The following is a 22,622-nucleotide window of genomic DNA, read 5'->3' on the forward strand; positions in this document are numbered from 1 at the left end:
TCTTTCGCCTCATTAAAAGATTGAAGGGCGTTTATTGCCTTTATCTATGATAAAGTGGAATTCCCTTCTTTTAGTCCGGCTCTATTGTCGCTAAGATCTCCACTCAAGCTTCGATTAATCGACAGCACGAATCCAATTGGTTCAACTATACCTTTGAAAGAGCGTAAAGGTATGTATCACTGTATCTCACAATAGACTTTTACGAGCAGTTGCTTCCCTCACTTATCCTATATAATTCTCCCAAAAAGCCTTAAGTGAGGGTCTTACTGCCCGTTAATGAGCGATAATTGATTACATTAAAATATACGGGTTCACATCAACAGCAATTTGCAGTCCATTAGAGGCGATTTCCTGCTGATATTGATCTAGAATTATTTTAAGGGCCGATTGAAGTCCTGGCTCCCGTTTGTATTTTATCAAACATTGATAGCGATATCTATTGTTGATTCGTGGAATTGGAGAAGCGACTGGCCCCAATACTATCGCATCTTTTGATAGCTTGGATTGAACATAAGAGGTGATTTTCTCCGTTACGGATACCGACTTCATTAGCTGTTCATGACTTACAGTAACAAGGGCTATATAGTAAAACGGCGGATATTTATGCACTTTTCTTATCATCATTTCCTGCTCATAAAAACGGTCAAAATCCTGCAGTGCAGATAAGCCAATACTATAATGCTCTGGGCTGTAAGTTTGAATAATAACCTCACCAGGCAGCTCATGCCTGCCCGCTCTTCCGCTTACTTGAGTCAGCAATTGAAAGGTTTTCTCTGATGATCTGAAATCAGGCAGATGAAGCATTGTATCAGCAGAAAGCACACCTACCAATGTTATATTAGGGAAATCAAGTCCTTTAGCAATCATCTGTGTGCCTAATAAAATATCGGCATGACCCTCTTGAAATTGATCTAATAATTTCTCATGTGAACCCTTTCTGCTTGTCGTATCTATATCCATTCGAATCACTCTGGCCTCAGGCAAAACCTTATGCAGCTCTTCCTCAACCTTTTGTGTTCCTGTTCCAAAATAGCGGATATGTTCACTTCCACATTCACGGCAAATGGCCGGCACACTTTCTTCATATCCGCAATAATGACATTTCATTTGCTGATTATAGCGATGATATGTTAAAGAAATATCACAATTCGGACATCCAGCTACATATCCGCAATCTCGGCACATAACAAACGAAGAATGTCCGCGTTTATTTAAAAATAAAACCGTTTGCTCTTTCTTTTCAATCCGCTCTTTCAACTTTTCCAATAAAACGACAGAGAACATCGAGCGGTTTCCACCTCGGAGTTCTTCTCTCATATCAATAATTTCAACAGCCGGCAATGCTTGATTGTTCATTCTCTTTGGCAGCGATAATAAATGGTAGACCCCTTTTTTCGCTCTCGCAAAAGATTCCAACGACGGTGTCGCACTGCCGAGTATAACTGGACAATTGCTGCCTTCAGCCCTTTTAATTGCGACATCTCTCGCGTGATATTTCGGGTTCTCTTCTTGCTTATAGCTTGTCTCATGTTCTTCATCTATAATAATAATGCCTAAATTTTCAAAGGGCGCAAAAATGGCTGATCTAGCTCCAACTACTACACTTACTTCTTTTCTTTGAATTTTTCGCCATTCATCATATTTCTCTCCTGCCGATAACCCGCTGTGCATCACGGCTACTTCATTACCAAACCTACCTTTAAAACGTTTCACCATTTGCGGAGTTAAAGAAATTTCAGGAACAAGAACGATAGCTTCTTTACCTGCATTAATAACTTTCTGGATTGATTGAAGATAAATCTCCGTTTTGCCGCTTCCTGTTACACCGTATAATAGAAACACTTCATTTCTAATATCTTCAATCGATTGCAGAATCGGCGCAATCGCATTTTCCTGCTCGGCTGTAAGCAGCAGCGCTTCTGTTCTTTCAAACTGACGATTTTCGAAAGGGTCACGGTAAATCTCCATTTCATCCTCTATAAGGACGCCTTTTTTGACCAGCTCCTTAATAACAGCGGAAGAAATGTTAAGCTCCTTGGCAAGGTCGCGAATGATGCTAGGTTTATTATCCTTAATAAAATAATCGATTACATCTGCTTGCTTTCTTGCTTGCGCAGACAAAGATTGCCTATACTCTTTTAATTCTTCGGCATTCATCCCGGCATATACGGATTTAAGCTTTTTCTTTTTTACTCGTTCCTTTACCTCATATACGATTTCGACAGAGCCGCTGGAAGCTTCCTTTTGTAAAGCATGAAGTTTATCTGATGCCTTCGCTTCATCCCAAGTAATTTTGCTCGATTTTAAAAATAGAGCCTGAACTTCAGGTGATAAGTTTTCGGGAGAAGTACCAGCAGACAGTTTAATGTATTTCTCATATTTAGCTTTTAATGCTGCCGGCAGCATCGCCTGATAGGCGGATATTTTATAGCTTAATGTTTGTTTGGATAACCAATCGCCCAGACTTAGCATTTCGTTACTTAGTATCGGTGATAAATCCATTGGTTCAATAATTTTCTTTAACTGCTTAAAAGAGGATGCACTCTTTAGCTCGACAACAAATCCTTGAATTTTACGGGGGCCAAATGGGACAGTCACTCTCATTCCGGGTTTGATAATTTCAACTAATGAATCAGGAATAAGATAGTCGAATGGACGATCTGTTTGTTTTGCAGGTACATCGACAATGACACTGGCAATATTCATTTCTGTTCATCCTTTAATAGCCTATTGGCTGCATCTAAAATTTTCGCTGCGACCTCATGTTTCGACATAAGCGGAAGGTGATCGATGCTGCCATTACGTTTGTAAAGCGTAACGATATTAGTATCTGTGCCAAATCCAGCGCCTTCTGCTGTTACATTATTAGCAACAATCATATCTGCATTTTTCTTTTCAAGCTTGCCAATTGCATAGTCATCAAGCTTTTCTGTTTCTGCAGCAAATCCGATTAGCACTTGTTTATTCTTTCTTTTTCCGAGTTCAAAGAGAATATCCTTTGTTCTCTCCAATTCCAAATACTCTTCGCCTGATTTTTTCTTCACTTTATGTTTGTAAACTTTTTTTGGTTTATAATCAGCAACCGCTGCCGTTTTTATCACAATATCAGCATCGTCGTATTGGGAAAGAACAGCTTGATACATTTCCTCAGCACTCTCGACTTTAATAAGCTGAACGCCTGCTGGTGCATCGATAGAAACAGGTCCAGACACAAGTCTGACATCGGCGCCAAGTGAGGCTGCTTCTTCTGCGATCGCATAGCCCATCTTACCGGATGAATGATTCGTTAAGTAGCGAACCGGGTCAATTTTCTCCCTTGTTGGTCCTGCGGTAACAATGACTTTCTTATTTTTCAAGACTTTTTTAGATCCGTCAAAAAAATCGGCGATATGATTGATAATTTTCTCCGGTTCTTCTAACCGCCCTTTTCCTACATAGCCGCAGGCAAGGTAGCCTTCGCTTGGCTCAACAAATCGATAGCCGAATTGATATAGAGTATCGAAATTTTTCATTACTGCCGGATGCGAATACATATGAACATTCATTGCTGGAGCAAGCCATACTGGAGAAGTAGCCGCCAGTAGAGTAGTAGAAATCATATCATCTGCAATCCCATTCGCAAGTTTGCCGATAATATTGGCCGTTGCAGGTGCGATTAAAATCAAATCTGCCCAATCAGCAAGGTCTATATGGGCAATTTTCTTAGAATCTTTCTCATCAAAAGTATCTATATAAACATCATTTCTCGATAGTGCTTGAAAGGATAAAGGCGTGACAAATTGCATCGCTGATTCGCTCATGATTACTTTTACGTTTGCACCTGTTTGCGTTAATTTACTTGTTAAGGCTACTGCTTTATAAACAGCGATACCGCCTGTCACACATAATAAAATATTTTTACCGTTCAACATGATAAACCCCCATCTTCACTTATCTATTTCTTTTATTATGCAAGAATGACTGGTTTTTTTCATCTAATACTAACTAAAATTAGCGGCAAATGTGAAATTGTTTCCATAATAAAAATAACAACCTTTAATTAGGTTGTTAGGCTGTAGAGAAACTCATTACTAAATAAGTATGAAAGGTTAGGGATTTTCCGAGGCTTACCGCTCGCTTTTAAGCGGGGCGAGCGGAAACCTCTCCAAAACCTACTAAATTTTCTTATGATCACTTTTTCTGCACTCTGACAACCTTCAATTAGGTTGTTATTTATTGCGAACAAGTATACTTATTTAACGGATTGAAGTGAATCTGACTTTACTTATCGATAATATCTCGCATTAGTAAAGCGACGGCATTCATCTTTTTTATTTATACATTTCGTTTGGATCCGTTTCTCCTAAGCGATAAAAAAGTTCATTTGCATTGATTTCTTCAAGTGCCTTGCCGACATTTTTATGAGAAACATAGCTTTCAAGCTGTGGTTTCTCATGCTGCTGCATTCTGCGTGCACGCTTTGCAGCAACTGAAACTAAAGAGTATTTTGAGTCAATTTTAGTCATTAGAGCATCAATAGAAGGATATAACATTTTATTCAGCCTCCAACATTTTAATATATCTAGGTTCAACCCTCGTTCTTCGACAATGTTCAGCTACAACAATAGAATTAATTCTATCACATGCAAGCTCAACTTGATCGTTTTCAACTACATAATCGTATAAATTCATCATTTCAATTTCTTCTTTTGCAACTGTCATGCGATTATTAATGACATGTTCTGGTTCGGTACCTCTCGTAACGATGCGGTTTTTAAGTTCTGATAAACTTGGCGGCACGAGGAAGATAAACAAACCATCCGGGAACTTCTCTCTCACTTGTCTGGCACCTTGTACTTCAATTTCCAAGAAAACATCCTTCCCGCTTTCTAAAGTTTCCTTTACATAATCAACTGGTGTCCCGTAGTAATTGCCGACAAATTCAGCATACTCAAGAAGCTTATCCTGCTGTATTAACGATTCAAATTCCTTGCGCGATTTGAAGAAGTAGTCTACTCCATCCACTTCGCCTTCGCGAGGCTGTCTCGTAGTCATGGAAATAGAGTATTCAAATGCGGTATCAGGCTGTGAAAAAATTTCCTTTCTCACAGTTCCTTTTCCTACACCAGACGGTCCTGAGAGTACAATTAATAATCCCTTTTCTTTCATTCAAAAATCCTACCCTTCATCGATGATATCATCGCGGTCATTTAAACGTGCTGCGACTGTTTCCGGTTGTACCGCAGATAAAATCACGTGATCACTATCCATCACGATCACAGCCCTTGTTCTTCGGCCGTAGGTGGCATCTATAAGGACACCACGATCTCTGGCATCTTGAATAATTCTTTTTATTGGCGCTGATTCTGGACTTACAATGGATATGATTCTATTGGCAGAAACAATGTTTCCGAAGCCAATATTAATTAATTTTATTGACATATGCGTCCTCCCGTCATCAGTTTACTATTTTAGCCTTTCATGCACGAATCTAAACCGCTTTATTCAATATTTTGCACTTGTTCCTTCATCTTCTCAAGCAGCCCTTTCATCTCTACCACCTCTGAAGCAATCGATGAATGATTAGCCTTCGAACCAATCGTATTCACTTCACGATTCATTTCCTGAATCATAAAGTCCAATTTCCTTCCAATCGGTTCGTTCAAGTCCAACGCATGAGCAAATTGATTGCGATGACTAGTTAATCTCGTAAGCTCTTCATTAATGTCTGCTTTATCTGCAAATATCGCTACCTCTGTTATCAAGCGTGATTCATCTATTTTTCCTGACGAAAACTCCTCCATCCGTTTCTTTAACCGCTCTTCGTATTGGTTCACAACGGAAGGGGCCATCTCGTATAATCGATTGATACAAACACTTAACAAATCAAGCTGACGCCGCAAATCCTTCTCCAGCTCTAAGCCCTCTGCCAAACGCATTTCTCTCAAGCTTTTAGCTGCTTCGTTTGCTGCTTCAAGAATGATTCTCTCTACCTCTTCGCTTCCCTCATCTACTTCGACAATGCTGATTAATTCTTCCTTTACGAGGTCTCGCATTGAAAGCTCAGAAGCTAAGTGGTATTTTTCCTTCACTTGCGAAAGTGAATGATAATATTCATCTAACAATTCCCAATCTACGCTCACTCTTCTTTGATTGACGCCTCTTCCTTCAACCGTAGCATACACTTCTATTCTTCCTCGCTTTACATATTGCCCAAGCGTTTTTTTAATTTTGTCTTCCAACTTTAAAAATTGCTTTGGCATGCGCAAGAAATATTCTGTAAAACGATGATTGACTGTTTTTACTTCAATTGTAATGGAGAAGGCACCGCTTTCCTTTTTTCCTTGTCCATACCCTGTCATACTTGCCACCATAGCTAATTAACACTTCCTTTCGCATATGCGTGAAGTGCCGATTGATCCTTTTTCCATTGATGCTGGCACTTGTAATCATCGTTAGTTAGAAAAACTTAGGCGCAACAATGTCCTTTCGGTGAATATCTTCGTTTTTCTTATGCGGCTTATACAATAAAATTCTTCTTGAGAAAAGTGTTATTTTTTTAACGCCTCAACGCACTGTTCAGCCATTTAAATTATTCAGGCAGGCTATCGTATCATTTATGTATCAGTTCAAGTGTAATTACAGACCCCGAAAAAATAAAAGGTAATAGAGTAAGCTCTACTACCTTTAGGATTATATCATATTTTATTTCGTTTTTCTTGCCAAATATGTGAAGCCAAGTAAAAATGTTGGAACAGAAGATAGCCCGATGATCATCAACCAGTCCGAAGCTTTGATTGGAAGTGTATGGAATATAGGCTGAACCGGCTCCCAATAGATGACTGCAAGCATAAGCAAAAGCGAAGAAATCACTGCTCCGACTAAATATTTATTGCCGAATGGATTGCGGGCAAACACTGATTTCTCGCTGCGGCAATCAAAAACGTGTATGAGCTGTGCTAAAACTAATGTTGCAAACGCCACTGTCTGCGCATAGGCAAGCTGTTCTGGATTACCTTGGTAGGAAAAAATAAATGCCAGCAAGGTAACGATTCCAATTAAGAAGCCGCGGGAAACTACCTTCCACCCAAGTCCTCTTGAAAAAATTCCTTCCTTAGGATTTCGCGGACTTCGCTTCATAACATTTTCTTCAGGTCGATCGAGGCCAAGGGCCATAGCAGGCAAACCATCTGTGACGAGATTTACCCAAAGAATTTGAATTGGCACAAGCGGCAATGGGAGCGCCATAATCATCGCAAATAACATGACTAAGATTTCTCCAACATTTGAAGCAAGTAGATAACGGACAAACTTTCTTATATTTTCATATATATTTCTTCCTTCTTTTATAGCGGATTTTATTGTGGCAAAATTGTCATCTAATAAAATCAGTGATGATGCTTCTTTTGCTACATCTGTTCCTGTAATCCCCATTGCTATTCCGATATCGGCAGCTTTAATTGCTGGGGCATCATTAATGCCGTCACCTGTCATCGCAACGATATGTCCACGGTTTTGCAGCGCCTTAACAATTTTCAATTTATGTTCCGGAGAGACGCGTGCAAAGACAGAAACATCCTCAACTACTTCTTCCAGTTCTTCAGTACCAAGAGTAGATAATGTCCGACCATCCATCACCTTGGATGACTTAGTTAAAATCCCAAGCTGTTTTGCGATTGCCTGTGCAGTGACAACATGATCTCCAGTGATCATTATTGTCTTAATACCTGCCTCTTTACATTCCTTAACAGCAGATTTCACTTCTGTTCTCGGCGGATCAATCATCCCTTGCAAGCCGATAAACGTTAAATTTTTCTCTGCTTCTTTCTCATCGAACTTACCTGCACCTGCTGATACTTCTTTATAGCCAATTGCAATCGTCCTTAACGCTTGAGAGGCTAAATCATTAATTGCCTCATTTATATTTGCGGACATTTCCTTAGACATGATTTGGCGTTTTCCATTCCACAAAATGGTATCACTAATATTCGCCAGTACGTCCGGTGCCCCCTTTGTCACAATAAAACGCCTTCCTGTTTGGTCGTTTACCACAATACTCATCATTTTTCTCGTTGAATCAAATGGAAATTCCTCTGTAATTTGGAATTGATGTAATAGTGATGAGCGATTGTAGCCCGCTTTCATACCTGCTACAAGCAGAGCCCCTTCAGTTGGGTCGCCATCGATGATATATTCACTTTCTTTTTGCTTAATTTCTGCATTATTGCAGAGCATGCCAAACATAAGCATTTGCTGCAGCGCTTTATCTGATTTCGGCTCAATTTTTTTCTCTCTTTTATAAAACTCTCCATTAGGCGTATAGCCAATACCGTCAACGGTCCATTCTGTTCCCCCGCTCCATATATGTGTCACTGTCATTTTATTTTGAGTGAGTGTGCCAGTTTTGTCTGAGCAAATGACAGACGCACAGCCTAATGTTTCAACTGCAGGAAGCTTTCTCACTATCGCTTTCTGCTTAATCATCCTCTGTACGCCTAACGAAAGCGCAACGGTAACAATCGCTGGCAGCCCCTCTGGAATGGCGGCAACAGCTAATGATACGCCGGCAAGGAACATCATATAAAGCTCCTGTCCTTGAAGGACGCCAATTGCTACAACAAGAACGGTTAATAATAAGGCAACAACAATAAGGATTTTACCTAATTGCTCTAATCTTCTTTGCAGCGGGGTTGTCATTGATTCCGCATTTTGTATCAAATCGGCAATTTGTCCCATTGCAGTTTTCATACCCGTTCCTATGACAATTCCAATCCCGTTTCCGCGCGTAACCATCGTACCCATGAACCCCATATTCTCCATATCACCGATACCTGGATCATCTGTTTTCACCGGTGAAACTGACTTTTGCACAGGCAATGATTCTCCTGTTAACGCAGATTCCTCAATTTCTAAATTATTGCATTCTATTAATCTAACATCTGCACCAATGCGGTCACCTGAAGTAAATTTTAATAAATCGCCGACAACCACTTCTTTGGAGGAGATTTTTTTCCATTCTCCATCCCTTAAAGCGATGACTTGAGGCGATGATAATTCCTTTAGGGCACTTAAAGATTTCTCTGCTTTTCTCTCCTGAAAAAAACCGAGAAATCCGTTAATGACGACAATCGCAATGATCGCAATTGCATCAATATATTCACCAAGCAAACCCGATATAAGGGTGGCTGCTAATAGTACAAGCGTCATAAAATCTTTAAATTGACTAAAAAATAAGAGTAAAGCTGATTGCTTTTCCCCTTCTTCTAATTCATTATATCCAAATTGTTTTAACCGCTTCTTCGCATCCTCTTCTGACATTCCTTCATGGCGATCGGTATTTAATGTTTCTTCTACCTCTCTTGCCTCCATTTCATGGTACTTCATACGGACATCACACATCCCCCTTTTCATTTTAAGAGAATTCGCTATGCATTTATTAGCGAACCGTCCTGCTTCCACTGTTATAATCTAAACAGAGCTGTCCAGTTTCTCACTCTATAAAAAGCTTATTCAGTCTCGTCCAAAAAAATGCTATGCTATCATTAAAAAGAAAATGAAAAGACGATTGTCTTAGAAAAGGATGTTTCTCATGTCATTTGATGGTTTATTTACAAAAGCGATGGTAGCAGAGCTATCACAAACGCTTAAAGGCGGCAGAATTAATAAAGTTCACCAGCCATATAAAAATGAAATCATTTTAGTAATTAGAGCAAATGGAAAGAATCACAAATTGCTCCTGTCTGTGCATCCGAGCTATGCCCGGGTTCAATTAACGAATGAAAGCCATGAAAATCCTTCAGTGCCGCCAATGTTTTGCATGCTTTTAAGAAAGCACCTTGAAGGCTATATATTAGAAAGTATTCATCAGGAGGAGCTTGACCGCATCATTATTTTTGAAGTGAAGGGCCGCAATGAAATAGGTGATACAACCTATAAAAAATTAATTGTGGAAATTATGGGGAGACATAGCAACATCACATTAGTCGATCAATCACGAAACATTATTTTGGACAGCATTAAGCATGTCTCCTACGCAGTAAATAGCTACAGGGCGATTTTGCCGGGCCAGGAATATATCTTGCCGCCAAAGCAAAATAAAGCAAATCCTTTTACTGCTGATGAAACGGATATCTTAAGAAAATTGGACTTTAACAGCGGGAAAATTGACAAACAGCTAGTAGCAAACTTCGCAGGTATCTCTCCGCTTTTTGCGAAGGAAGTTCTGTTTCATGCTGGCCTTACAAACCAAAAAACAATTCCTGCTGCTTTTTTACAGCAAATTGAACTTGCTCGTAAAAATGAAGCGACGCCTGCGGTCACAGCCAGCGAAGGCAAAGAATACTTTTATCTTTTCCCACTGAAGCATATAGGCGAAGACATACGCCCATTTGCAACCTTAAGTGAAATGCTTGACCGCTTCTATTTTGGCAAAGCGGTTCGCGACCGAGTAAAGCAGCAGGCAAATGATTTAGAGCGCTTTATAATGAACGAAAAAGAGAAAAACGAAAAGAAAATAAAAAAATTGGAAGCCACATTGAAAGAAGCAGAAAATGCTGACATCCACCAGCTATATGGCGAGCTCATCACTGCAAATATTTATGCCATCCAAAAAGGAATCAAAGAAGTTGAGGTCATAAATTATTATGATGAAGATGGCGGGACAGTTGTTATTCCGCTAAATCCTCAAAAAACACCGTCTGAGAATGCGCAAAAGTATTTTACGCGTTACCAAAAAGCGAAGAACGCAAAACTCATTGTCAAAGAACAAATGGAAAAAGCAAGTGAAGAAGTTATTTATTTTGATTCGCTGTTGCAGCAAGTTCTAACAGCATCGACAAAAGACATCGCCGAAATTCGCGAAGAACTAGTTGAAGGCGGTTATTTGCGCGAACGGCAAAAAAAGCAAGCGAAAAAGTCACAAAATCACAAGCCTGTATTGGATTATTTCTATGCTTCTGATGGCACGGAAATAATCGTTGGCAAAACAATAAGCAAAATGATTATTTAACAAACAAATTAGCTGCCAGAGATGAAATATGGCTTCATACAAAAGATATTCCTGGATCGCATGTTGTTATAAAGCATAAAGTGCCTAATAACGAGACAATACTCGAAGCGGCAAGCCTTGCCGCCTATTACAGCAAAGCGCGCAGCGCAAGTAAAGTACCTGTCGATTACACTCTTGTCAGACACGTAAAAAAACCAAATGGAGCAAAGCCAGGGTTCGTTATTTATGACAATCAGCAAACCGTTTATGTTACACCTGATGAAGAACTTGTGTTGAAATTAGCTAAAAGTTAGGGGAGATGAAAGGAAAGAGATTGAAAACCTCCCTCTCATTCTGGTTGAAAGAATAAAAATCACTTTTACCGCTCGCTTCCTAAGTGGTTCGTGCGTCGTACCGCTTCGACGCTACTAGGTTTATATAAGGAAGTTGTCTCGGCAAGGTCTTAATCTTTTTTTGCCTGGTAGTTTATTCGGCTAGCCACATCCATCCAAAGAAAAAAAGCAGCCATGGAAAACGATGCATTTTCCATGGCTGCTTTTACTATTATACAAATGCTTTGCCCCACTCAGCTGGGTCTTTACGCCATTGTGACAAAGTGGAAAAATCCGCTTCATCAATATAGCCTTTTTCTTTAGCGACTACGGAGAGCGCATCAAAGTCTGATAGTGCATGCGCAGTTATTTCCTCTGCTGCAAGCAAATCGTTTCCTTTTTCCAGCTGGTAAGTAAAGATGGCAACGATTCCTAAAACTTCACAACCTGCTTCCTTTAATGCTTTGACTGCCGTGATTGCACTTCCTCCTGTGGAAATAAGATCTTCGACAATCACAACCTTTTGCCCAGCGTCTGCTTTGCCTTCAATTTGTTTTCCTTTTCCATGCCCTTTCGCTTTAGAGCGGACATAGCACATCGGAAGATCCATCAAATCACTTACCCATGCCGCATGCGGGATACCCGCAGTAGCTGTTCCTGCGATTACTTCGGCGTCTGGATAATGTTCTTTAATTAGCGATTGCAAGCCCGTAGCAATTTCCTTTCTTACTGTCGGATAAGAAAGTGTTAAACGGTTATCGCAATAGATTGGTGAGCGCAGCCCAGATGACCAAGTAAATGGCTCCTTTGGATTTAAGGCTACTGCCTTAATATCTAGTAAACTTTCAGCAATCATTTTCTTCATGCTCCTTCACCCTTCCAAAGTTGATTGATTTGATGATACGCTGCAACAGAATCTTTTGCTTTTGTAATTGAACGCCCCACTACGATGGCTGACACCCCTTCATCCCGGGCAAATTCGGGGGTCGCCGCCCTTTTTTGATCTTGGTTGTCATCCGTAGTTAAACGAATCCCTGGTGTCACGGTTAAAAATGAAGCGCCTATTTGCTCTCGAATATGTCTAGCTTCAAATGGAGAGCAAACAACACCATCTAGCCCTACTTTTTTCGTCAATGAAGCATAGTGCAGCACGGATTCCTGCAAAGACGTGTGAATGAGCTGTTCTGATTGCATTTGCTCTTCAGAAGTGCTTGTCAACTGTGTTACGCCAATGCAAAGCGGCCTGTCTTGGCCTAAAGGGGTTCCTTGCTCAAGTCCCTCTAAAGCACCAGCCATCATTTCAACACCGCCGGCAGCATGAACGTTGACCAAATCGCAGTTTAAGCGCGCTAAACCCTTCATTGCATTTTTCACTGTATTTGGGATATCATGCAACTTTATATCTAAAAAAACTTTATGTCCTAGTGATTTTAAATCATACATAATTCCAGGGCCTTCCTGATAAAAAAGCTCCATCCCAACTTTTAAGAATAATTTTTCATTGTCAAACGGCGTTAGGAAATTGAGCACCTTTTGTTTATCGGGAAAATCAAGCGCGATGATAAGCGAGTGGTTCATTCTTTTTCCAGCTCCTTCCGGTACATTCTGAAATATGATCAAATCCTAATTGTTCAACTAATGCTGGCAGCTCTTTAATTATATTCGGGCAAACAAATGGATCCACAAAATTCGCCGTACCGACTGCAACAGCGCTTGCTCCTGCATAAAAGTACTCGATGACGTCTTCAGCTGTTTGAACTCCGCCCATTCCGATAATAGGAAGTGAAACTTGCTGGCTCACTTCATGAATCATCCGAATTGCCACTGGCTTAATAGCTGGACCAGATAACCCGCCAGTTTTGTTTGCTATTACAGGAAGGCCTGTTTTAATATCAATCCTCATACCTACTAAAGTATTAATCATTGTTAAGCCGTCTGCGCCGCCTTGCTCTACCGCTTTTGCCATTTCTACAATGTTTGTCACATTTGGTGAGAGCTTAACATAGACAGGAACTTGAGACACATCTTTTACTTTTTTCGTTAAATCTTTAGCCACTTCAGGAATTGTTCCAAAAGCAATTCCACCTGTTTTTACATTTGGGCAAGAGATATTGAGTTCCAATGCATGAACATTCCTCGCTTTGGAAATGGCTTTTGCGACTGCTACATAATCCTCTTCTGTCGAGCCAGCTACATTTGCAATTATTGGGACATTATGTTGCTCCAGCCATTTTAGTTCTTCATTGATCACCCTTTCTAATCCCGGATTTTGCAAACCGATGGCATTCAGCATACCTGCTGATGTTTCCGCAACACGGGGTGTAGGGTTGCCGAATCTCGGGCTTAATGTTGTCGCTTTAATCATAATTGCCCCTAGCTCACTTAAATCATAAAGCTGGCTAAATTCTCGACCAAATCCGAAACAGCCTGAAGCTGGCATAATCGGGTTTTTTAAATTCAGCCCTGGAAGGCTAATGTTAATTGAACTCATAAAACAACCTCCCCTGCTTTAAATACCGGGCCATCACTGCAGACTTTTTTATAGGAATGTCCTGTCGGATCATCGCCTGTATGGCATACACACGCAAAGCATGCACCGATGCCGCACCCCATTCGTTCTTCAAGCGACAAATATACTTTTTTATGTTGATATGCCTTTTCCAAAGCTTTCAACATAGGTGTTGGTCCGCAAGTATACAAACAGTCAAACTTTATCCCATTATGTGAGATGACATCTGTAACAAACCCATGGGTTCCATAGCTGCCATCCGCTGTTGCAATATGCGTCTCACCCAGCATTGAAAACTCTTCTTCATAAAAAACCATCTCTCTAGCTTGAAACCCGAGCACATGGATCACATTGACTCCTTTTTTAACAAGCTGCTTCGATAATTCATAAAGTGGAGGCACGCCAATCCCGCCACCTACAAGGAGGGCGGTCTCTCCTTTTTTCACCGCATTCAGCGGAAAACCAGACCCAAGTGGACCGAGTACATCGATGGAATCTCCTTCGCTTTTTTCTGCAAGCATGGAGGTCCCCTTCCCATCTGCCCGGTAAATCATGGTAAAGCTGCTATTCTCATGATCAATCTCGGCAATGCTGATTGGTCTTCTCAATAAGGGATCCATTCCTTGACTGACCTTCAAATGGACGAATTGCCCTGGCTCATTCATCCCATGAACAAGCTCACCCTTTAAGGTGAGCTTATAAATATGGGAAGCGATTTGTTGTTGTGAGATGACCTCACACATTTCCTGTTTGATCATATAAACATCGCCTCCTGTGCAGCTTGTGTTGATTTCTCCATTGCATCTGCTGAGAAGTTCATCGACTCTATCACTTGCAGTATTGCAGCAGCTGTATCTAATGAAGTTAAGCAAGGTACGCCATTCTCGACAGATTCACGACGGATTCTGAAGCCATCTCGAGCTGGCTGCTTTCCTTTTGTTAAAGTGTTGATCACAATCTGGGCCTGACCATTGCGAATGACATCAAGCAGATTCGGACCTTCAGATCCAATTTTATTCGTCACATCTACAGGGATGCCGGCTGATTCCAAAAATTCTGCCGTTCCGCTCGTAGCCATCAAGCGATAGCCGATAGATACAAATCGTTTCGCTAGTTGAAGCGCTTCGTCTTTATCTTTATCAGCTACTGTCATCAGCACCGTCCCAAATTTATGAATCGTAATGCCTGATGCTACAAGCCCTTTGTATAATGCTTTTTCTAGAGTAGAATCTTTCCCCATAACCTCGCCGGTTGATTTCATTTCAGGTCCTAATGTAATGTCTACTCTGCGCAATTTTGCGAAAGAGAAGACTGGCACTTTTACAAACACACCTTGTTTTTCTTGGATAAGTCCGGATTCATAGCCTTGCTCTTCTAGTGTTTTTCCTAAAATTACTTTTGTTGCGATATTTGCCATTGGTACATTGGTAATTTTGCTTAAGAATGGCACTGTGCGGCTCGATCTTGGGTTAACTTCAAGCACATATACCTCGCCTTTTGACACAACATATTGGATGTTCAGCAACCCAATGATTCCCAAACCTTTTGCCATTTTCTCTGTGTACTCTACCAATTTTTCTTTTACTGACAGACTGATATTTTGCGGCGGATAGACTGCGATACTGTCTCCTGAGTGAACGCCTGCTCTTTCGATATGCTCCATAATTCCAGGAATGACAACTGTTTTGCCATCACAGATTGCATCAACTTCAATTTCTTTTCCAGTCAAGTATCTGTCGATTAATACAGGATGATCCGGATTTACTTTTACTGCATTTTTCATATAGTGCAGCAACTCTTCCTCTTTATAAACAATCTCCATCGCCCGCCCGCCAAGGACATAGGAAGGACGGACAAGCACTGGATAGCCAATTTCTGTTGCGATGTTAACCGCTTCGTTCACTGACAGCGCCGTTTTTCCTTTTGGCATCGGTATTCCAAGCGCTTGTAATGCCTGCTCGAATTTATCGCGGTCTTCAGCACGATCCAAATCCTCAAGTGATGTTCCAAGAATCTTGACTCCTCTTTCTACAAGAGCAGCAGCCAAGTTGATGGCTGTTTGTCCGCCAAATTGAACGACAACGCCTTCAGGCTTTTCCAAGTCGATAATATGCATGACATCTTCAATTGTAAGTGGTTCAAAGTATAATTTATCAGAGATACTGAAATCTGTTGAAACAGTTTCAGGATTGTTGTTGATAATGATCGCCTCATAACCTGCCTCTTTGATCGCCCAAACTGCATGGACAGTTGAGTAATCAAATTCCACCCCTTGGCCAATGCGGATTGGACCTGAACCGAGTACAATTACACTTTTTCGATTAGTCACAACAGATTCATTTTCATCTTCGTACGTCCCGTAATAATAGGGTGTTTCTGATTCAAATTCTGCTGCACAAGTATCAACCATTTTATAAACCGGGACGATGCGGTTATCTCTTCTGAAGTTGTATACATCCGCTTCAGTTGTATCCCAAAGCTGTGCGATTGTTAAATCTGCAAAGCCAAACTGTTTTGCTTTTTTGACTGTATCTGTATTGAACTTGTTATCGCGCACTTCTTTTTCTAAAACTACAATTCTATTAAACTTGTATAAGAAGAATAAATCTATTTGGCTCCAGTCGTGAATGACTTCAATTGTGTAGCCTCTTCTAAGTGCTTCACCGATATAGAACAGACGCTCATCACCGGCTTTTCTTATTCTCTTCTCTAATAATGCATCGCCGATTTCATCCGCATTTTGCAAGTTCAAGTGGAACACATTTGCTTCAAGAGATCTTACCGCTTTTAAAATTGATTCCTCAAATGTGCGGCCAATTGCCATGACCTCACCAGTTGCTTTCATTTGCGTTCCTAAAGACCTGTTCGCTGATTCGAACTTATCAAATGGCCAGCGCGGGATTTTTGTTACGATATAGTCAAGGGCTGGCTCAAAGCTAGCATAGGTCTTACCTGTTACAGGGTTCATCATCTCATCAAGCGTCAAGCCGACAGCAATTTTTGCAGCCAGTTTCGCGATTGGATAGCCGGTTGCTTTCGATGCAAGCGCAGAAGAACGGCTTACCCGCGGGTTTACCTCGATAATATAGTAGTCAAAGCTGTTTGGATCAAGTGCAAGCTGCACATTACATCCGCCTTCAATACCGAGTGCACGAATGATTTTTAACGATGTATTTCTTAGCATTTGATATTCGCGGTCACTTAATGTCTGACTTGGTGCGACAACAATGCTGTCACCTGTATGGACGCCGACAGGATCGATATTTTCCATATTACACACAACAATTGCATTGTCATTAGAATCTCTCATGACCTCATATTCAATTTCTTTGAATCCAGCAATACTTTTTTCTAGAAGACATTGAGTAACAGGACTGTGTTTCAAGCCGCTCGTAACAATTTCGATTAAATCCTCTTCATTGCTGCATATTCCTCCGCCAGTTCCTCCCAGTGTAAAGGCAGGGCGGACAATTACAGGGTAGCCAACAATCTCAACAAATGCGTATGCTTCTTCAAGATTATGAATAATTTCGCTTTCCGGCACCGGTTCACCTAATTCATTCATTAAGTTCCTGAACAAATCACGATCCTCCGCCTGTTCTATTGCCGAAAGTTTCGTGCCGAGAATTTCTACGTCGCATTCTTCAAGAACACCTGATTTCGCCAGTTCAACAGCAAGGTTCAAACCAGTTTGCCCACCTAAAGTTGGCACTAATGCATCAGGACGTTCCTTTCTAATAATTTTACTTACAAATTCCAATGTTAGCGGCTCTATATAGACAGCATCTGCGATTTCAGTATCTGTCATAATTGTAGCCGGGTTTGAATTAACTAAGATAACCCGGTATCCCTCTTCTTTTAAAGCGATGCATGCCTGTGTGCCAGCATAATCAAACTCTGCCGCCTGACCGATGACAATCGGGCCTGACCCGATGACTAAAATACTGTTTATATCTGTACGTTTTGACATGTGCATGCACCTTCCTGTTTATGATTTTCAATTAGTTGCAGAAATTGTTCAAATAGTCCTTTCGCATCTTCTGGTCCAGGTGATGCTTCCGGGTGATATTGTACTGTAAAAGCCGGAAAAGCTTTATGTTTCAACCCTTCAATCGTTCCATCATTTAAAGCAATATGAGTGACTTCCAAGTCAGTTCCTGTGATGGACGCCTCTTCTACTGAGTAGCCGTGGTTTTGAGAAGTCAGAGCAACCTTTCCTGTGCGCAAATCTTTTACAGGATGATTTGAGCCCCGATGACCGAATTTTAGTTTTTCTGTATTTGCTCCGCAAGCCAGGGCAAATAATTGATGTCCAAGGCAAATTCCGAACAGCGGTACTTGACCAATCAGCTCTTTAATCATATGAATCGCTTCCGGTACATCCTTTGGATCTCCAGGTCCGTTTGAGAGCATCACACCGTCAGGACTTAAATTTAATATATCCTGTGCACTTGAATCATAAGGAACAACAATGACATCACAATCTCGCTTATTTAATTCACGAAGGATTCCGTGCTTCATGCCGAAATCGACAAGGACGACTCTGCTGCCTCTTCCTGGGCTAGGATAGGGTGTTTTCGTCGATACTTGCTTCACTTGGTCATTACGAAGCTTAGTTGCCCGCAATTTCTCTAAAACTGAATCAACATTCTCGTCAATATGGCAAATAGCGCCCTTCAATGTTCCATGCTGACGAATGATTCTTGTCAGTTTTCTAGTGTCAATACCGGCAATCCCAGGGATATTTCGAATTTGAAAATATTCGTTTAAAGACTGTTCGTTTCTCCAGTTTGATGGAAATTCTGCTGCTTCTTTAACGATAAAGCCTTGTATCGCAGGATTAATCGATTCAAAATCATCTCTATTAATCCCGTAATTCCCAATTAACGGATAGGTTAAGGTAACGATTTGGCCGCAGTATGATGGATCAGACAGGATTTCCTGGTAACCTGTCATCCCCGTGTTAAATACAACTTCGCCAATAGAATGTTTATCACTACCAAACCCTTCACCAATAAACACTGTGCCATCTTCAAGAATCAATTGCTTTTTCATGCTGTTACACTCCCTTTGCTCCATGCAATCTTTCCATTTACCATTGTTAGGACCGGCCACCCTTTACATTCCCAGTCAGTAAACGGTGTATTTCTTCCTTTAGACAAGAAGGTCTCCGGATTAATTTTCTCTTGTTGATTCAGATCAATAAGAACGATATCCGCATCTGCGCCTTCTGTAATTACTCCGCCAGCTAACCCGAAGCTTTCGACAGGTTTAACCGTTAAGAAATCAACCAGCTGCTTTAAAGTCATCAGCCCTTTTTCTACAAAATTAGTGTAAAGGAGTGGAAATGCTGTTTCTAAGCCAACAATTCCAAATGGTGCAAGCTCCATGCCTTCTGCTTTATCTTCTGCAGTATGCGGTGCATGATCTGTTGCAATAAAATCGATTGTGCCGTCTAGAAGGCCTTCAATTAATGCTGCTTTGTCGGCAGCGCCTCTTAGCGGAGGGTTCATTTTATAATTCGTATCCATCCCTGGAATATCATCTTCACTAAGCAGGAGATGGTGTGGGGTTACTTCCGCTGTCACTTTAATGCCTGCACGCTTTGCATCTCTAACTACTCTTACTGATTCTCTCGTACTAATATGGCAGACATGATAATGACATCCGGCTGCCTCAGCTAACAGCACGTCTCTAGCGATATGCACCGATTCACATACAGATGGAATACCATTGATGCCATGCTCTTTAGAAAATTGCCCTTCATGAACCGCTCCTTTATGAATGAGTGTATTTTCTTCGCAATGGGCAACGATGGCCATATCAGCTTCAGCGGCTTTTATCATTGCCTGTAGCATCATATCGGCTGATTGGACACCCACACCGTCATCTGTAAAAGCAAAAGCGCCTGCTTCTTTTAACTCATTAAAATTGGTCAGCTCTTTTCCTGCTTCGCGAATGGTGATTGATGCATACGGCAAAACCTTCACAGCGCCGGTTGCCTCAATCCGCTTATGTAGCTTTTCCATTTGCTCTTTGCTATCTGGAACTGGCCTTGTGTTTGGCATAGCAGCAACAGTCGTAAACCCGCCTTTTGCAGCTGCTAATGTTCCTGTCGCAATCGTTTCCTTATTTTCTCCGCCTGGCTCTCGTAAATGAACGTGGAGATCGATCAAGCCTGGTGCAACTAAAAGTCCCTTCGCATCAATAACCTCGTCGGCTGCTCTTTGTAATGAATGCCCAACTTCAATGATTTTTCCATTTTCAATGTAAATCTCCGCTATTTGAAGTTCACCTTCATTAGTGAGTAATTGACCATTTTTGATGATGATTGACATGATTCATGCTCCCTTCCGTTTGTTCGATTACTTTTTTTAATACAGCCATTCTGATAAATACGCCATTTTTCATTTGTTTGAAAATTCTAGACCTTTCGCATTCCACCAAGCTATCTGCAATTTCTACTCCACGATTCACAGGGGCAGGATGCATGATAATGCTTCGATCCTTCATTGTTTTTTCTCTTTCGATTGTTAGTCCATAAGAGTGATGGTACTCATCTATTGACTTTACAGCATTGTCACCATGACGCTCATGCTGTATTCTAAGCAGCATCACAACGTCGGCACTTTTCACAGCTTCGTCAATCGGTTCATATTCACCATTTTGCAGCAAACCATTATCAAACCATTCTGAAGGTCCCGAGAAAACAACATTTGCACCCAACCTTGTTAGTGCCTCCGCATTTGATCTTGCCACACGACTATGGCGTATATCTCCAATGATTGCAATTTTCAGTCCTTCAAATCCACCAAATTCCTGTTTTATTGTCAGCAAATCGAGAAGGGATTGTGTTGGATGATGACCACAGCCATCGCCGGCATTTATAATGGCGCTATCTGTTTTATCTTCCAATTCATCAAAATAACGATCTTGACTATGCCTAATTACGACTGCATTCACACCGATTGCTTCTAATGTTTTGACAGTGTCATACAGCGTTTCTCCTTTTGATACACTGGAAGTGCTTACTTCAAATGGGATGATGTCCAAGCCAAGTTTTCTTTCTGCAACTTCAAAGCTGCACTTTGTTCTCGTGCTGTTTTCAAAGAAAAGATTTGCAATGAAGATATTCCTTTCAGGTCTCCATGTACCGCCATTAATAAAATACTCGGCATCTGTTAAAATCTCGTTGATATCTTCAATTGAGAGATCAGTAGTCGTTAGACAATGCTTCATGCTAAGACGCCTCCTTTTGTATTAAAAAACACCTTGGCAGTAATCGCCAAGGTGTCGAAGTTAGAATTTTCATAATTGATATTCAGTGTGAATACACCTCATACCAATATTATTCTTCAACACCCTTGAGAACCTCTCTGGATTCTTTTTAAAAGGCGTTATTATGATATTTTATGCTTCAAACATGTCTTCTTTCACATCTTCTTTACCAGGCAGGATTTGGTTCAATAACACACCTGCGATGGCTGCTAGGGCCATTCCTTCAAAGCTAAACACCCATAGCTTAATATGTGCTCCACCGATGCCTAAAACCAAGATGACGGATGCGATCGCCAGATTTCTGTTATTTCCAAAATCAACCTTGCTGTCAACTAGCATTCTTAAACCGGATGATGCGATAATCCCGAATAAGAGGATGGATACGCCTCCCATCACTGGAGTAGGAATGGAGCTAATTAACGCTGTTACCTTTCCTATGAATCCGAAGATGATGGCGATGACGGCTGCTCCTGCTATAACATATACACTGTAAATCTTCGTAATAGCCATTACCCCGATGTTCTCACCGTAGGTTGTTTTTGGCGGACCGCCGATTAATGCTGAAATCATTGTAGCTGTTCCATCCCCCATGATAGAGCGATGCAAACCAGGTTTCTTTATATAATCTCTTCCAACTACTTTTCCAAGAACGAGTTGGTGTCCAATATGCTCTGATAATGTCACTACTGCAACTGGAATCATTAGAAGTGCTAAATCCAGCGTGATTCTTACATCATAATCCATGAATGGGAAAATAAATTCAGGCATCTCAAACCACTTAGCTGAAGCCACGATTGAGAAATCGATAATTCCAATCGCCAGCGAGTATACATAACCGATGATAATACCCATTAGAATAGGGATCATCCCAAACATCCCTTTACCATATACCGAGAAGAAAATCGTTGCTGCCAGTGTTATTAATGCTGCTGAGAAATGAAGCATGCTATATTCACCCGTGTCAGGGTTATTCATTGCCATATCAATCGCTGTGCCTGATAGTGCTAGACCGATGACGATAATAACCGGACCGGTTACAATCGGGGGAAGCAGTTTTAAAATCCAGCGGTAGCCTGCTTTTTTTATAATTAGTGCCACAATCCCGTATAACATACCGGCCATGAAGCTTCCAATCATTGCAGCGCCTGGCCCTCCACCAAGCTGTGCAGCCTGTATTGGGATAATAAAGGCAAAAGATGAGCCTAAATACGCCGGCACTTGCCATTTCGTTATTATAAGGAAAGCGATTGTTCCGATACCGCTTGATATCAAGGCAATTGCGGGGCTTAAATCAACTAGAAAAGGTACTAAGATAGTTGCGCCAAACATGGCGAATAAGTGCTGTAGGCTTAAAGTCAGCCAATGAATTGGTGCTGGACGATCATTTACGTCTAAGATTGGTTTATTCATGATTTTTCGTCTCCCCTTTAATTAAAAAACCCTCTTTGCATGTCGACAAAGGGGGTTGTGGATACAGCAATGAACTGGAGCCATTCATTGCTTATAATCCCCTTTGTCAGCCTCTCTGGACTGCATT

16 protein-coding genes and 1 pseudogene are annotated in these 22,622 nt (G+C 41.0%); 1 reads left to right on the forward strand and 16 read right to left on the reverse strand.

Going from position 1 to position 22,622, the window contains the following annotated elements; genetic code table 11:
• Positions 1-291 precede the first annotated feature (291 nt).
• The 7 genes from priA to CWS20_RS03115 all read right to left on the reverse strand — a co-directional run bounded on the left by priA (position 292) and on the right by CWS20_RS03115 (position 9,363).
• Entirely contained in the window at positions 292-2,706 is a 2,415-nt protein-coding gene (gene priA / locus CWS20_RS03085; RefSeq protein WP_066197024.1) for a primosomal protein N', read from the reverse strand.
• Positions 2,703-3,911, reverse strand: coding sequence for a bifunctional phosphopantothenoylcysteine decarboxylase/phosphopantothenate--cysteine ligase CoaBC (gene coaBC / locus CWS20_RS03090; RefSeq protein WP_066197022.1), 1,209 nt, complete (start codon positions 3,909-3,911; stop codon positions 2,703-2,705). Before coaBC ends, priA begins: the two co-directional genes overlap by 4 nt.
• A gap of 399 nt (positions 3,912-4,310) precedes the next feature.
• On the reverse strand, positions 4,311-4,532 hold the full coding sequence (gene rpoZ / locus CWS20_RS03095) for a DNA-directed RNA polymerase subunit omega (protein WP_066197021.1): 222 nt from the start codon (positions 4,530-4,532) through the stop codon (positions 4,311-4,313).
• A gap of 1 nt (position 4,533) precedes the next feature.
• Positions 4,534-5,148: a guanylate kinase gene (gmk, locus tag CWS20_RS03100; RefSeq protein ID WP_066197019.1), complete on the reverse strand. Its 615-nt coding sequence runs from the start codon at positions 5,146-5,148 to the stop codon at positions 4,534-4,536.
• Positions 5,149-5,157: 9 nt separating this feature from the next.
• Positions 5,158-5,421 carry an extracellular matrix/biofilm regulator RemA gene (remA, locus tag CWS20_RS03105; protein ID WP_066197016.1) on the reverse strand — a complete coding sequence of 88 codons (264 nt, stop codon included), beginning with the start codon at positions 5,419-5,421 and terminating at the stop codon, positions 5,158-5,160.
• 59 nt (positions 5,422-5,480) lie between these two features.
• Positions 5,481-6,353 (reverse strand): YicC/YloC family endoribonuclease, encoded by an 873-nt coding sequence (locus CWS20_RS03110; protein ID WP_066197014.1) that lies wholly within the window; start codon positions 6,351-6,353, stop codon positions 5,481-5,483.
• A gap of 331 nt (positions 6,354-6,684) precedes the next feature.
• On the reverse strand, positions 6,685-9,363 hold the full coding sequence (locus tag CWS20_RS03115) for a cation-translocating P-type ATPase (protein WP_066197012.1): 2,679 nt from the start codon (positions 9,361-9,363) through the stop codon (positions 6,685-6,687).
• Positions 9,364-9,568: 205 nt separating this feature from the next.
• Between CWS20_RS03115 and CWS20_RS03120 the strand changes: the two are divergent.
• Positions 9,569-11,280: pseudogene (locus CWS20_RS03120) on the forward strand (Rqc2 family fibronectin-binding protein).
• A 250-nt stretch (positions 11,281-11,530) separates the two neighbouring features.
• Here the strand turns inward: CWS20_RS03120 and pyrE are convergent.
• The 9 genes from pyrE to CWS20_RS03165 form a co-directional block, all read right to left on the reverse strand.
• Complete coding sequence (gene pyrE / locus CWS20_RS03125) at positions 11,531-12,163, reverse strand: orotate phosphoribosyltransferase (protein WP_066197008.1); 633 nt, start codon at positions 12,161-12,163, stop codon at positions 11,531-11,533.
• Complete coding sequence (pyrF, locus tag CWS20_RS03130) at positions 12,160-12,876, reverse strand: orotidine-5'-phosphate decarboxylase (protein ID WP_066197007.1); 717 nt, start codon at positions 12,874-12,876, stop codon at positions 12,160-12,162. Before pyrF ends, pyrE begins: the two co-directional genes overlap by 4 nt.
• Positions 12,848-13,789 carry a dihydroorotate dehydrogenase gene (locus tag CWS20_RS03135; RefSeq protein WP_066197005.1) on the reverse strand — a complete coding sequence of 314 codons (942 nt, stop codon included), beginning with the start codon at positions 13,787-13,789 and terminating at the stop codon, positions 12,848-12,850. The genes pyrF and CWS20_RS03135 overlap by 29 nt, the downstream gene beginning before the upstream one ends.
• Positions 13,786-14,565 (reverse strand): dihydroorotate dehydrogenase electron transfer subunit, encoded by a 780-nt coding sequence (locus CWS20_RS03140; RefSeq protein WP_066197004.1) that lies wholly within the window; start codon positions 14,563-14,565, stop codon positions 13,786-13,788. The genes CWS20_RS03135 and CWS20_RS03140 overlap by 4 nt, the downstream gene beginning before the upstream one ends.
• A complete protein-coding gene (carB, locus tag CWS20_RS03145; protein ID WP_066197002.1) occupies positions 14,562-17,777 on the reverse strand; it encodes a carbamoyl-phosphate synthase large subunit in 3,216 nt (1,071 codons plus the stop codon). The genes CWS20_RS03140 and carB overlap by 4 nt, the downstream gene beginning before the upstream one ends.
• On the reverse strand, positions 17,756-18,862 hold the full coding sequence (locus CWS20_RS03150) for a carbamoyl phosphate synthase small subunit (protein ID WP_066197000.1): 1,107 nt from the start codon (positions 18,860-18,862) through the stop codon (positions 17,756-17,758). Before CWS20_RS03150 ends, carB begins: the two co-directional genes overlap by 22 nt.
• Positions 18,859-20,145 (reverse strand): dihydroorotase, encoded by a 1,287-nt coding sequence (pyrC, locus tag CWS20_RS03155; RefSeq protein WP_066196999.1) that lies wholly within the window; start codon positions 20,143-20,145, stop codon positions 18,859-18,861. The genes CWS20_RS03150 and pyrC overlap by 4 nt, the downstream gene beginning before the upstream one ends.
• On the reverse strand, positions 20,108-21,046 hold the full coding sequence (locus CWS20_RS03160) for an aspartate carbamoyltransferase catalytic subunit (RefSeq protein WP_066196997.1): 939 nt from the start codon (positions 21,044-21,046) through the stop codon (positions 20,108-20,110). The genes pyrC and CWS20_RS03160 overlap by 38 nt, the downstream gene beginning before the upstream one ends.
• Positions 21,047-21,217: 171 nt before the next feature.
• Positions 21,218-22,495, reverse strand: coding sequence for a uracil-xanthine permease family protein (locus CWS20_RS03165; RefSeq protein WP_066196995.1), 1,278 nt, complete (start codon positions 22,493-22,495; stop codon positions 21,218-21,220).
• Between the last annotated feature and the right edge of the window lie 127 nt (positions 22,496-22,622).

This window comes from Cytobacillus horneckiae (assembly GCF_002835735.1).
GTDB classification, from domain to species: domain Bacteria; phylum Bacillota; class Bacilli; order Bacillales; family Cytobacillaceae; genus Cytobacillus; species Cytobacillus horneckiae.